Annotated in this window: 1 protein-coding gene; it reads left to right on the forward strand. The window is 68.2% G+C overall.

Annotated features, from left to right (window positions below):
• The coding region (locus CQ050_RS30630; RefSeq protein ID WP_233214370.1) for a type I polyketide synthase at positions 1-1,353 on the forward strand (1,353 nt) is incomplete at both ends.

Below are 1,353 nucleotides of genomic sequence, written 5' to 3' on the forward strand. Positions count from 1 at the left end.
ATGCGGCGGGCCAGGAGCGGATGCGGCGGTCAACCGGAATGGAGCCCTTGCCGGACGCGGCGGGGATCGCAGCGCTTGTGCAGAGCATGTCCGTGGCGTCGGACGCTTCGCATGTGCTGGTGCTGCATGGGGACCGGGCGCGCCTGCTGGCCAGCGTGCGGGCGGCCTATGAGGCGAAGGCAGTGCCGGTGCAGGCTGATACGGTGCCAGTACAGGCGGAGAGTGTCCAGGAATGGCGAGCCGAGGCGGAGACGACGTCATCGGGCGAGGCCTTCGCGGGGCAGTTGGAACGCGCCCTGACGGGTTTGATGGCGGGGCACCTGAAGATGGCGCGCGAGCGCTTGGAACGCGACGCACCGCTGAGCGAGTTCGGGTTCGACTCCATCTCGCTGACGTCGTTTGGCAATGTGTTGAACCAGCGGTATGGGCTGACGCTGAGTCCGACGGTGTTCTTCGAGGCGCCGACAATCGCGGCACTGACGGCGCATCTGGTGCGTGAGCATGGCGACGTGTTGGCGCCAGCGTTTGCCGTGGCGCCTACGCGGCAGCAAGGCGCTTCCCAGGACGGACAGACGGCGCGTTCGGTCGAGCGGGTCGCCTCAGTGGGCCGTCGCCGAGGCCGTCGGCCACTCCCGGTGTCGGGCATGCCGGCCGAGCCGGCCTCGGTTCGGCCGGAGCCGATTGCGGTAATCGGTATGAGCGGCTGCTTTCCAGAGGCCCCTGACATCGAGACGTTGTGGGCCAATCTACAGGCCGGCCGCGACTGCATCGGAGAACTGCCGGCTAGCCGCTGGAGCGGCCGCCCGGCGCCGACGGTGCGCCGGGCGGGCGTGATTCAGGGGGTGGAGGAGTTTGACCCGCTGTTCTTCGGGATCTCGCCGCGCGAGGCGCAGGGGATGGACCCGCAGCAGCGGCTGCTGATGACGTATGTCTATCGGGCGTTGGAAGATGCGGGCTACTCGGTGCAGAGCCTGTCGGGCAGTTCGACGGCGTTACTGGTGGGCACGGGAACAAGCGGCTACGGCCAGATGCTGACGCTGGCGGGCGAGGAAGTGACGGGTTCCAGCGCGGCCGGAGTGGTGGGCTCGATGGGGCCGAACCGGATGAGCTACTGGTTGAACTGGCACGGTCCGAGCGAGCCGGTGGAGACGGCGTGCTCGTCGTCGCTGGTGGCGGTGCATCGGGCGATGGTGTTGTTGCGCAGCGGCCAGTGCGGGTTGGCGGTGGTGGGAGGAGTAAACACCTTACTGTCTCCCGAGGCGCACGAGAGCTTTACGCAAGCCGGGATGCTGAGCGCCGACGGGCGATGCAAGGCCTTCTCGGCGCAGGCCAATGGCTATGTGCGGGGCGAGG

This window comes from Achromobacter sp. MYb9 (assembly GCF_002975275.1).
GTDB lineage: Bacteria > Pseudomonadota > Gammaproteobacteria > Burkholderiales > Burkholderiaceae_B > Achromobacter.